Genomic DNA, 11,878 nt, shown 5'->3' with positions numbered 1-11,878 from the left:
AGAGAGGATTGAGATGGAAAATTTGTTATCAGGCAAGAAAATTGTTGTAATGGGGGTTGCTAATAGGCGCTCAATTGCATGGGGATGTGCTAAGGTCATGGCGGCCCAAGGTGCGGAGATTATCTATACTTATCAAAATGAACGGTTAAAGAAGGGAATTAAGCGGTTAGTTGACGATGAGAGTCACTTAATAGAGTGTGATGTTGCTAGGGATAAAAGTATTGCAACTGCTTTTTCGTTAATTAAAGAGCGTTTTGGTCAAGTTAACGGAATTGTTCATGCAATTGCTTATGCGAAGAAAGAAGAATTAGATGGAACAATTTTAAACGCTAGTCGAGAAGGTTATGCGTTAGCTCAAGATATTTCGTCTTACTCGCTTATTGCGGTAGCTAAAGAAGCACAAAAACATGACTTACTAACTGTTCCTGCAAGTATTGTTACCTTAACTTATTTTGGTTCTGAGCGTGCGATCCCAAATTATAATGTGATGGGGGTGGCTAAAGCAGCTCTAGAAGCCAATGTCCGTTACTTAGCACGTGATCTTGGTAATCAGCATATTCGTGTAAATGCTATTTCTGCAGGCGCAGTGAAGACTTTGGCTGTTACCGGAATTAAGGGTCATACGGAATTGCTAAAGGAATCCCAATCACGAACTGTTGATGGGAATGATGTAACAATTGATGAGATTGGTGGGACTTGCGCATTTTTAATGAGTGACTTATCTACTGGTATTGTTGGCGATACCGTCTATGTTGATAAGGGTGTTCACTTAATTTAATGATGGACAATTTTATATACGATTTATCTAAATTATCACAATTAGTTTCGTCTAAATGCCAAATTTATTTCTTTAAAAGGGTATCTTCAACACAAATACTAGCAAAAAAGAATATTATAGAAGGCAATCACAGCTTGTGTGTCTTTTTAGCTGATGAACAAAAAGCGGGGCATGGACGTTTTGGTCGGCCCTTTTTTTCTCCAGCAAAAACAGGAATATACTTAAGTATTAACATTCCAATGACTGTCGAAAATGGGGGACTATTTACGACTGGCTTAGCAGTAACACTTACTGATGTTCTAACCGCTTTCTACCCTTATAAGGAAATTAAATTAAAATGGGTGAATGATCTCTACTATCAGAATAAAAAAATTGGCGGACTTTTAGTTGAACGTGTTAATGGAATGATTGTTTGTGGTATAGGAATAAATTTGACGAGCAACAACTTTCCCCAAAATTTACATAATATTGCTACTTCTATTGATAATGGACATACTGCTAAAATTGATCGCACAGAACTGGTTGCTGCAATTATTAACCAAATTATTTCTGATGCACCTTACTATCAAAGTGGACAGTTTATGTTACGATATCGTCAACGGTCACTTTTGCTTGGTAAAACAATTACTATCAAAGTAAATGGCGGTTTTATTCATGGAATTGCTAAGCAGATCGATGATAATGGTTCATTAGTGGTATATGACCCTGGTACGAAGCAAGAATATACCCTAGTAAGTGGTGAAGTGGTCAAGGTATTCTTTTAGTACGTCATATTTAGTGAAAACAAATGAAAAAAAGTTAATTTTATTTTCATCTTAATCTAAAAGTATACTATAATAGAACTATTCAAGTGATGAAAGGATGAGATCCATGTCAAGAGAGAGTCAGATTATTGATACAAAATCATTATATGTAAATCCTGATCGCGGAGTAGCAACATTAAATTATAGTCAGAACTACTTCACCGATATTCCAACTTTAATCAATAGTGACGAATTAAAGGCGATTGTTAAGCTATATCTTGCTTCTCGTAACCCTGATCATGATGATGATGCTTTTGATAATGCCAGTGCTAATAAGTTCATCGATATTTTAAAGAAAGTATTATTTAATGATGATAGTGCTTTTGATGAATATGATCCTAAAGATATTCTTGAAAGTGTTGAAGAATTATACTCATACTACCGGTCATTTTTACGAGTATCGGTAATTAACTTTAATGATAACAAGATTTTAGGTAATGAGTTTCGAACTGTTGATACACAATTCAACGATTTAGTACGGAAAGCATACCGGATTCTTGAAGAAAAGCTCCAAGGTTTTGAAAACCGGACGTATCGGCAAGTTAATGCGGCTACTAATGCGACTGTCTTAGTTCAACAACATAACTGGAAAATTCCAGAAGGATATGATGAATTACAGGATATTGACTTTATCAATACTGTGATGCTTCGTCCGCCAATGATGATGCATACTAAGAGTAATAAGCGGGAAGGGGTATTCTCAGAAGTTGAAGAAAACCCAATCAAACGTTTCCACGGTCAACGAGGCAAGTGGTATTGCTATCCTGCTAAGATTGGTGAAAGTTTGGCCTTTATTTACTTTAATGTTGATTATTTAGTAAATGGGATTGCTCTTTCTAATCTCTTTGAATTAGCTTCTCCTGATGAAGTTGAAGGTCAAAAGCCTGATATGATTCTCCTCTTTGGCTTGGAAAAAACTGAAGGCATGGTTTCTCATTATTATCGTGATGAAAAGAATGATATGTGGATTGGCGAGGTTCCATATACGGATAAAACGACTTACTTTGGCTATATGAAGAAAATGTGCTTAACATTGCATAACCTTCACCAAATCTATAATGGCCGGTTACCAATTCATGGTTCAATGCTGAAAATCAAGTTTACTAATGGTAAAGAAAAGAACGTTGTCTTCTTTGGTGATTCCGGTGCCGGTAAGTCAGAGTCAATTGAAGCATTGCAAGAATTAGCTGATGACAAGATTGTCAGCATGGAAACAATCTTTGATGACATGGGAAGTTTTACTTTAACCGATGGTGAACCAGGAGTATATGCTCAAGGTACTGAGACGGGAGCTTTTGTTCGTCTTGACGATTTAAGTAGTGCGGTTGCATTTAATAACATGGACCGTGGTGTTTACCTTAACCCTGAACAAAAGAATGCTCGAGTAATTATTCCTGCAGATACTTACCAAAATGTTATCAAGCACCACCACATCGATATGTGGCTTTATGCTAATAACTATAGTGATGAAGTTGGAATCCACCGTTTTGACACTAAAGAAGAAGCCGAGAAAGTATTCATTGCAGGTCAACGGAAGGCATTGGGAACAACCGATGAAGTCGGCATGAGTAAGACATTCTTTGCTAACCCATTTGGTCCCGTCCAAGAACCTGAATTGACTAAGCCAATTATCGATAAGGTCTTTACTAAGCTCTTTAGTAAGGGTGTTTATGTTGGTGAAATCTTTACCCATCTTGGTAATGACAAATCAAAGGATGCTCTTAAGGAATCTGCCCAAGAATTGCTTGACGTTTTAATGAATAACTAACATTACGATTAAGACAATTTTGTCATCGCTCTGTAACAAACTCCTTGTTATGGGGCGATTTTTTTGTCGTCAAGCTAGAAGAAGAAAAAAATTTGCAAAAATTTAGTTTGTCTTTTCTCTTGAGTAAAACAGATCATTGGTAAGAAGCTTGGTATATCAGCGCTTTGAAGAGGTTGGCAAAGTGGCCGAACGTTTGTTACAAAAAATTACATAAGTAACGAAAATTGATAAACGCTGGTAACCCGCCCGTAACGCTAATCCTGTATAGTAGATATCGTTGAAATGAGTTATTTGATTAATTAAGAGAAAAGGATGGATTGAATTTATAATGAAGTTATCTAAGAAAGTAGCCAAGATTACAGCAGCGATTACTGGTGCCGTAGCATTAGGTACAGTTGCTACTGCAACTACTGCAAATGCCGATTCTATTTACACGGTACAAGCAGGTGACACCCTTTCTGGGATTTCTTACAAATTAGGTCACGATCTAACTTTTGTAGATACGTTAGCAAGTCACAATAATATCGCTGATAAGAACTTGATTTATGTTGGTCAACAATTAGTTATCAAGGATGATGGCGAAGTGGCTCCCGCAACTCAAGAACAAGTTGCTACCTTACCAGCTGCTAATGTTGCCTCACAAGCAGATGCACAAACACAAGTAGCAAGTGAGGCACCGGTGGCAAATCAACAACAAGCACAAGCACCTGTTCAAAATCAGGCTGCTCCACAACAAGCAACAAGTCAACAACAAACTGCCCCAGCTAACTACAATTCAAATGTTGGTGGTAATGATGCGGCAGCCAAAGCTTGGATTGCTGCTCGCGAATCTGGTGGTAGTTACAGTGCCCGTAATGGTCAATACATTGGTAAGTACCAATTATCGGCATCATACTTAAATGGTGATTACTCAGAAGCTAACCAAGAACGAGTAGCCGACCAATACGTAGCAAGCCGCTACGGTTCATGGAGTGCTGCTCAATCATTCTGGCAATCACACGGTTGGTACTAAAATTTAATTAAAACAGAGATAATCAACAATACTTCAAACATGCAATCAGGGGCGTAAAAGAGGAGGGCATTTATAACTTCTTTTTCACGCTCTTGTAAGCGAAAATAAGGCTCCAGAGTTCGGAATTTCCGAGCTTTGGAGCCTTATTTGTGTACTATACTTATTTGTATTTTAACTAGGTGCTTAATTATTTTAAATTTTTAGGTCAAGTTCAATCGGGCAATGACTTGATCCTTTAATATTAGCTAGAATCTGCGCGCTATTGATTTTATTCGCAAGGACGTCAGCGACCAAAAAATAATCAAGGCGCCAGCCGATATTTCGGGCACGGGCATTATAGCGGTAGCTCCACCATGTATATGCTCCTGACTGATTAGGGTGGAGATAACGAAAACTATCAGTAAAACCGGCATTTAAAATTTTGTCAAAATCGACTCGTTCATCTTTAGTAAAGCCAGCGTGATGATGATTTTTAGCTGGTTCAGCTAAGTCAATTGGCTGATCGGCAACGCTCATATCGCCAGCAATAATTACAGGTTTATGACTTTGCAGGTGCAAAAGATAGGTAAGGAAAGCGCGATCCCATGCTAAACGATAATCTAAATGTTGTAGTTTTTCGCCCGCAACGGGGACATAAACGTCTACTAAGTAAAATTGTGGATATTCTAAAGTGATTATCCGTCCTTCTGTGTCAAATTTTGAATTATTCATTCCGTATATAATATTTTCTGGCTTATATTTAGTGAAAATAGCGGTTCCAGCGTAGCCTTTTTTCTCAGCATAGTTCCAATATTGATAGTAGTTAGGAAAGTTTAGGGGCTGTTCACCCTTGGCTAATCTGGTTCGTTGCAGACAAAAACAGTCAGCATCAAGTTGCTTGAAATCATCGACAAAACCATGGCTAATCGCTGCTTTTAGGCCGTTTACGCTCCAAGAAATAAAATTCATGATAAGGTCCTTCTTCCACTCATAATACAAAGTATCCTTTTATTATTCATTGTACAAGGATTTGACTCGTTCCTTAAATAATATGACTGACTATGTGCTGTTTTACACAATAATGATATTGATTATAAAATTAAAATATTCATATTATATATAACTAAATATAAAGGTTAATAATAATAGGCCCTTTATACATAGGGAATTACCTAATTATGATGTAACCGTTTAAATTGTACTATTAATATATAGAAAGTGACGTTTATCACTAAGTTGTAAAACAGGGACTTAGGTTAGAGGAGGTTGTCTAATGACTTCAAAGTATGAAACAGAGCCAAAGGGTTATACAATGACAACGGTAATGCAAGAGGCTGCCCGTTGTTTATTGTGTCATGATGCACCATGTTCGCAGGCATGTCCAGCACATACAAATCCTGCTAAATTTATCCGTAGTGTCCGTTTCCGTAATGTAAAAGGTGCAGCGGAAACCATTCGTGAAAATAATGCTTTGGGTTCGATTTGTGCCCGAGTTTGTCCTACTGAACGGTATTGTGAGAAGGCTTGTACGCGTGCAAAGATTGATGGTCCGATTGATATTTCTGGGATCCAGCGTTATGTAACTGATATGGAACGTAAACTTAATATGAAAATTCTTAAGGCTGGAACGCCAAATGGAATGAGTGTTGCGATTATTGGAAGTGGCCCATCCGCCCTGCAAGCAGCAACGACCCTTTTGGAAAAGGGATATGCTGTTGATATTTATGAAAAGAATGCAAAAGCTGGTGGATATCTTACATATGGGATTCCTGAATACCGCTTGCCCGAAGAAATTGTGGATTATGAGGTTCAACGCATTGTTGATTTAGGAGCACATATTATTTATAACACGACGGTTGGCGAGGATATTTCAATTGACCAACTAAAGGATAACCATGATGCAGTCATCGTGGCTATCGGAACTAGTAAGGCTAAGATGCTCCCCATGTTTGAACATAACATTTGTACAGAATCTGCCATTTCATTCCTTGCTCGGGCAAAGGAAAATAAGGGTAAACTTGATGATTTGCCAAAAAACGTTTTAGTTATCGGTGGTGGAGACGTTGCAATGGATGTTGTAACCACCTTAAAGAAGCTTGATGTGCCATATGTTACTGATGTCGTTTATGAACAATTCAGTGAATTTAAGGCTTCTAAAAAGGAACTTGCTTACGCCCAACATGCGGGAGTTACAATTATTGATGGTTATGTTCCCAAAGAAGTTCACCAAAATCGGGCAACCTTTACGCACCGTAAAATTGATAGTGAAATAACCATCACTGCTGATAAGATTATTCTAGCAGTTGGTCAAAAGGCTGATGCCACGGGACTTGATATTGATTTGCAACATAACGAAATCCCATTTAGAGAAGCGCGTTACCGGACAAAAGACCCTAAAGTATTCGCAACAGGTGATATTGTCGAGGGTGACAAGACAGTTGTCGTTGCTGTTCAAAAGGGAAAAGAAGTTGCCGAAGAGATCGATCGGTTGTTAGGAGGACAAGAAAATGATTAAAAAAGATTTATCAGTTGACTTTTTAGGAGTTCATTTTGAAAATCCGTTCTGCTTGTCATCGTCACCGGTTGGCAACTGTTATGAGATGTGTAAAAATGCGTATGATGCTGGATGGGGCGGCATTGTCTACAAGACGCTTTCACCAACACACTTTAAGATTGATGAAGTATCTCCACGGTTTGATGAATTAACAAAGGAAGACACTCCGTTTGTGGGGTTCAAGAACATGGAGCAATTGTCAGAGCACCCGTTAGATCAAGATTTAGCTGATATGCGACGGTTAAAAGAAGAGTACCCTAATAAGGTTTTGATTGCGTCCATCATGGGAGAAACTCCTGAAGACTGGACTAACCTTGCTAAGCTCGTAACTGAAGCGGGAGCAGATATGATTGAGCTTAACTTCTCATGTCCACAGATGACTTCACACACGATGGGATCTGACGTGGGAACTAACCCTGAATTATGTAAAAAGAATTGTGAAGCGGTTAAACGCGGAACCAGCTTACCAGTTCTCGCTAAGATGACGCCCAACATTACAACGATGGTTCCGGTTGTTAAAGCATGTCTTGAAGGTGGCGCCGATGGTTTCTCGTCAATTAATACTGTGAAGTCAATTGTTGACGTTGACCTTGAAAAGAAAGTAGGTCTACCAAATATCAATGGTAAATCATCAGTATCAGGACTTTCTGGTAAGGCTGTCAAGCCAATTGCCCTTCGTTTCTTACAACAATTGCGGACGGCTTCTGGATTAGAACAATTACCAATTTCTGGAATTGGTGGAATTGAAACATGGGAAGATGCTGCTGAGTTTATTCTTCTAGGGGCAACTACCTTACAAGTTACCACAGCAATCATGCAATATGGTTACCGAATTATTGATGATTTAACTAATGGTTTGATGCATTACATGGAAGAACAACATGTCGATCACCTGCAGGATTTAGTTGGCTTAGCTAATAAGAATATTATTCCAACCAATGAACTTGATCGGGATTATAAGGTTTATCCTAAGATCGACTGGGATAAATGTATTGGTTGTGGAAGATGTTTTGTATCTTGCCAAGATGGCGCCCACCAAGCATTAACTTGGGATGACGACAAACGGCTACCTGTCTTTGATAAGAGCAAGTGTGTTGGTTGTCAACTTTGTGCATTAGTATGTCCGGTAGGAGCAATTAAGCTTGGTGTTGTTGAAATGAAGCCTGGTCGGAAAGGTAATCCGGATGAGATTGATGTTGGATCACAGCGCCTTCATCGCTACCATCCAGTAGAGGCAAGTCAAGAAAATTAAATTAATCTAAATCAAAAAGAAGAGGTCTGCAAATTTGACCTCTTCTTTTTAGATAACTGCTAATGGCTCCTTTGTCGTTGGTGATGGAAATTCTTTTTGTAAGGCTAATAATTCATCATCACTAAGTTCAATCTTTCCGGCTTCAACATTTTCACGGGCATGTTGTGGGTTAGCGCTTTGGGGGATAGCGAGGACGTTACCAACCCGTAGGACCCAGGCTAACATAATTTGACTGACTGTTGCGTGGTGGCTCGCAGCGATTTCTTTTAAGACGGGATTGTTTGAGAGCTTGCCAGAAAGATGGTCTCCTTGCGAAAGGGGAGAATAGGCAATTAGTGGTAGATCTTGCTTTTTCATCAGTGGTAAAAGGTCAAATTCAATTCCGCGTTTATCAAGATTATAAAGGTCTTCATTTGCTGCACAGTCATAACCGTTTTTGAGCCGCCATAATTCTTCAAGGTCATTGACGTCAAAATTAGAAACTCCCCAGGCCTTAATTTTGCCTGCTTTTTTTACTCTTTCCAGCTCGTTAATTGTTTCAGCAAGAGGAATACCGCCTCGCCAATGTAATAGGTACAGGTCGAAATAATCTGTACCAACAGCTGCAAGACTCCGATCAAGACTATGTTCTAATTTGATTTTACTTGCATTGGATGGCAGAACCTTATCAATGAGAAATAAGTTATCACGATTATATGGCTTGATTGCAGCGCCAACCAAATTTTCGGCGCGTCCATCACCATACATTTCAGCAGTATCAATGGCCCGTGCGCCAGCATCGATAGCGGCTTGAATTGCCTTAATTTCTGTGGAGCGATCGGTAAGAGAATCACCCATATGCCAAGTACCAATTCCAATTGCGGGCATTGAAACGGTATTAATTACAACGTTTTTCATCAAAATACAACTCCTTTCAGGATAAGCTACTCATCTAATCTTATTATATTCTTTTTCGGTGGGGGTACTCTAGCAAATGATTTGCATTTCTAGTGAAAGCGGTTAAGATAGAAAGTGAATCATGAGTAAGAAAGGAAGAGTTCTTTATGGCTAACGAACTACAAAACCGTAATAATTTTTTTGATAATTTGATGAATATGCGTAATTTGATGAACGATGATTTCTTCTCTGATTTAACGCCAGTTGCAAATCATATGAAGACTGATGTGGCAGAAAGTGATAAGGCATACACAGTTAAAATTGATATGCCAGGATTTGATAAGAAAGATATTCATATTAGTTACGCTAATAATATCTTAACGGTAACTGGTCGTCGTGATACTTTTGATGATGACAGCGATAAGGATGGCAACATCTTACACAGCGAACGTCGCTATGGTCAAATGAGTCGGCAGTACCGTCTCCCAGATGCTGATCGGAAAGCTATTAAGGCTCAATACACTGATGGCGTCTTGACCATTACCCTACCAAAAAAGAATGAAGAACTTGATGATGAAAGTCACATTGAAATTGAATAATTAAAATCCTAACGAGAACTTGTAACAGTGGTTATGGGTTCTCGCTTTTTTTTGGTTCACTTGAACATATGTTTGGAGACGCGGTATAATAGATATTAACTAATCAGGATGAGGAGTAGGATATCAATGTCAACACAACCAACATATCTGGCCATTGACTTAAAGTCCTTTTACGCATCAGTCGAATGTGCAGAATATGGGCTTGATCCACTAGATGCAAACCTTGTTGTTGCGGACGAATCACGAACTACTAAGACAATTTGTCTCGCTGTTTCGCCTGCCTTAAAGCAATTTGGTGTTTCTGGCCGTGCCCGTTTATATGAAGTTGTACAGCGAGTTGACCGTTTAAATCATAAACGTGCCCTTAGGATGCCGCACCATCGTTTGTCAACCGTAACGTCCATCTATCGTCAGGAATTATTGCAAACACCAGAATTTCGGATTGGGTTCCGCATTGTAAAACCACGGATGAGTTTCTACTTAAAAAAGAGTGCGGAAATATATGAAATTTACTTACGCTATTTACCACCGGAAAAAATCCATGTGTATTCAATTGATGAGGTGTTGATGGATGTAACAGATTATTTAGCAGAACATCATGTCACAGCCCGTGTCCTTGCTAAAGAAATTATCCAAACCATCAAAGCTGAAACCCAGATTACAGCGACTGCCGGGATTGGGACTAACCTTTTTTTAGCCAAAGTAGCGATGGATATTGTTGCCAAACGGATTCCAGGGGATGAAGACGGGGTACGGATTGCTCAAATGACAGAACACTTATTTCGTCGTTACTTATGGGCACACCAACCGCTTACGGATTTTTGGCGGATTGGTCCTGGTTATGCGCGTCGACTCCAAAAATTAGGTTTAAATACAATGGGAAACATTGCGCGTTGTTCACTTGGTAAACTCTCTGATGAAATGAATGAAGAGGTCTTATACCATGAATTTGGTAAAAATGCTGAAATAATTATCGATCATGCCTGGGGTTATGAATCGGCAACGATAGCAGACATAAAAAAATATCACTCTTCAGACCATGGGATTTACTCAAGTCAGGTCCTTGCCCGTCCTTATAATTTTGCGGAGACACGGTTAGTTGTTCAAGAAATGGTTAATTCTTTAGCTCTTCAATTAACACAGCAGGGAATGGTTACGGACCAGATTGGTTTATCTGTGGCGTATGATATTTCTAATACTACTACTGAACAATACCAAGGGACGCTAGTAAATGACTTTTATGGACGCCGGATTCCCAAACCGATGCATGCGACAATTGGTCTTCCCTTACCAACTGCTTCATCAACAGAATTGATGACTTATTTTATGCGCCTTTATGATACAAGAGTTAACCGCCGACTGACAACACGAAAACTAACTGTAATTGCAAACCACTTACTTTCCTCGGTTGCAGCACAGCAAGTATCTTATAGCGAGCAGTTAGACTTGTTTACAGACACGAGGGTTCGTGAAGAAAAACATCATCGAAAATTAGAGACAGAGAAAAAAGACCAGCAATTACAAAGATTGATTCTTGACTTGCAAAGTGATTTTGGTAAAAATGCAATTGTTAGGGCAGCGGATTTAAAAAAGGGAGCAACCTTACTAGAAAGGAATAATCAGATTGGGGGACACCGCGCGTAATGAAAGATAAAGAGCAGATTGAAGAAGCGTTATTTAGTGATACATCGGCATATCAGGATATTATGGACTGTCCGCGGCCCCAATCACGAGCCCATTTACCAATGCTTCGTGAAGACCGCGCGGCACAATTTGCACCCTTTGCTGCTTTAACGGGATATCATAAGTTATTAAGTGAAGTAGGAAGCAGGTATCGGCATAAGGATTATTCAACTATCAACACGGGAAGGCGATTGCAAGCACAATTAGCTAAGATTAAGCGATTAAAGTTGCGGCCAGTATTAAAAGTAGAATATTTCAATGGGCAAACCGGCTATTATGAAGAGTATACGGGACAGTTGCAACGTATTAATAGTTCTACGCATAAGCTAATCTTTAACGATGGAGTAAAAATCATTATTCAAAATATTCGTAAAATTCAGGAAAAATAAAAAGAGAAGGCAAACTGGTTTTACCAGTTACTCTCTTCCCTTTCTTGCACGCAACTTGGCTAGGTGTGATTAACTACTATAAATATCTTGAAAATAAATAACGGCCGATGAAAAGGCTATAATGCCCTCTGAGTATACAGATGAAATAGAAAATTCATCTTATATTCGGAGGGCTTTTTCTATGG

General features: G+C 38.9%; 11 protein-coding genes. 9 read left to right on the top strand and 2 right to left on the bottom strand.

The features are described 5' to 3' along the window. The first annotated feature begins 13 nt into the window (after positions 1-13). The 4 genes from fabI to apf all read left to right on the top strand — a co-directional run bounded on the left by fabI (position 14) and on the right by apf (position 4,361). Positions 14-778, top strand: a complete 765-nt coding sequence (gene fabI / locus DTK66_RS09085; RefSeq protein WP_153930739.1) for an enoyl-ACP reductase FabI — start codon at positions 14-16, stop codon at positions 776-778. Then, a complete protein-coding gene (locus DTK66_RS09080; RefSeq protein ID WP_368356246.1) occupies positions 778-1,542 on the top strand; it encodes a biotin--[acetyl-CoA-carboxylase] ligase in 765 nt (254 codons plus the stop codon). Before fabI ends, DTK66_RS09080 begins: the two co-directional genes overlap by 1 nt. Positions 1,543-1,648: 106 nt before the next feature. Continuing rightward, positions 1,649-3,349 (top strand): phosphoenolpyruvate carboxykinase, encoded by a 1,701-nt coding sequence (locus DTK66_RS09075; protein ID WP_191668467.1) that lies wholly within the window; start codon positions 1,649-1,651, stop codon positions 3,347-3,349. A gap of 328 nt (positions 3,350-3,677) precedes the next feature. After that, on the top strand, positions 3,678-4,361 hold the full coding sequence (gene apf / locus DTK66_RS09070) for an aggregation-promoting factor (RefSeq protein ID WP_191668466.1): 684 nt from the start codon (positions 3,678-3,680) through the stop codon (positions 4,359-4,361). A gap of 192 nt (positions 4,362-4,553) precedes the next feature. Here the strand turns inward: apf and DTK66_RS09065 are convergent, their stop codons facing one another. After that, positions 4,554-5,309, bottom strand: a complete 756-nt coding sequence (locus DTK66_RS09065; RefSeq protein ID WP_191668465.1) for an exodeoxyribonuclease III — start codon at positions 5,307-5,309, stop codon at positions 4,554-4,556. 304 nt (positions 5,310-5,613) lie between these two features. Here DTK66_RS09065 and DTK66_RS09060 point away from each other — a divergent pair, with 304 nt between their 5' ends. Together DTK66_RS09060 and preA are read left to right on the top strand one after the other, a co-directional pair. Next, positions 5,614-6,855, top strand: coding sequence for an FAD-dependent oxidoreductase (locus DTK66_RS09060; RefSeq protein WP_153930734.1), 1,242 nt, complete (start codon positions 5,614-5,616; stop codon positions 6,853-6,855). Further along, positions 6,848-8,146: an NAD-dependent dihydropyrimidine dehydrogenase subunit PreA gene (gene preA / locus DTK66_RS09055; protein WP_153930733.1), complete on the top strand. Its 1,299-nt coding sequence runs from the start codon at positions 6,848-6,850 to the stop codon at positions 8,144-8,146. Before DTK66_RS09060 ends, preA begins: the two co-directional genes overlap by 8 nt. A gap of 48 nt (positions 8,147-8,194) precedes the next feature. Here preA and DTK66_RS09050 read toward each other — a convergent pair whose 3' ends face one another. Next, the gene (locus tag DTK66_RS09050; protein ID WP_191668464.1) at positions 8,195-9,043 is read right to left on the bottom strand and encodes an aldo/keto reductase; all 849 of its coding nucleotides are present in this window, start codon (positions 9,041-9,043) and stop codon (positions 8,195-8,197) included. A gap of 146 nt (positions 9,044-9,189) precedes the next feature. On the opposite strand from DTK66_RS09050, the gene DTK66_RS09045 reads away from it, so the two are divergent. From DTK66_RS09045 to DTK66_RS09035, 3 genes are all read left to right on the top strand, one after another. After that, complete coding sequence (locus DTK66_RS09045; protein ID WP_153930731.1) at positions 9,190-9,621, top strand: Hsp20/alpha crystallin family protein; 432 nt, start codon at positions 9,190-9,192, stop codon at positions 9,619-9,621. A gap of 126 nt (positions 9,622-9,747) precedes the next feature. After that, on the top strand, positions 9,748-11,265 hold the full coding sequence (locus DTK66_RS09040) for a Y-family DNA polymerase (protein ID WP_191668463.1): 1,518 nt from the start codon (positions 9,748-9,750) through the stop codon (positions 11,263-11,265). Continuing rightward, the gene (locus tag DTK66_RS09035) at positions 11,265-11,693 is read left to right on the top strand and encodes a hypothetical protein (protein ID WP_153930729.1); all 429 of its coding nucleotides are present in this window, start codon (positions 11,265-11,267) and stop codon (positions 11,691-11,693) included. Before DTK66_RS09040 ends, DTK66_RS09035 begins: the two co-directional genes overlap by 1 nt. Positions 11,694-11,878 lie beyond the last annotated feature (185 nt).

It is taken from the genome of Limosilactobacillus walteri, from assembly GCF_014830205.1.
In the GTDB taxonomy this organism is placed as follows: Bacteria; Bacillota; Bacilli; order Lactobacillales; family Lactobacillaceae; genus Limosilactobacillus; species Limosilactobacillus walteri.
Note: the sequence above shows the minus strand (reverse complement) of the source record. Positions and strands in the feature narration are given on the sequence as shown.